Genomic DNA, 235 nt, shown 5'->3' on the forward strand with positions numbered 1-235 from the left:
TCGCTGGCAATCGCCTCGGGCAACATAGTCGCCAGCGGCGCATGCCGCACCACTTCCAGCAACGTACTCACCGAATTCACTTCAATCCGCACCTGCGGCGTAATCCCGTGCTCACGGAAATACTCATCCACCAATAACCGCGTAATGAAGCCCGGCGCCAGCAAGGCGAAATCCAGTGAAGCCAATTCCGTCGACGTCAACACCGAAGGGCTGTCATAGAGCGGATGCCCAGGCC

At 58.7% G+C, this 235-nt stretch carries 1 protein-coding gene; it reads right to left on the bottom strand.

The features are described from left to right. Window positions 1-235: LysR substrate-binding domain-containing protein (locus tag AAEY83_RS18575; RefSeq protein WP_351061655.1), on the bottom strand; the 235-nt coding region annotated here is incomplete at both ends.

Origin of the sequence: Psychrobacter sp. TB20-MNA-CIBAN-0197, assembly GCF_040309765.1 — a bacterium.
In the GTDB taxonomy this organism is placed as follows: Bacteria; Pseudomonadota; Gammaproteobacteria; order Pseudomonadales; family Moraxellaceae; genus Psychrobacter; species Psychrobacter submarinus.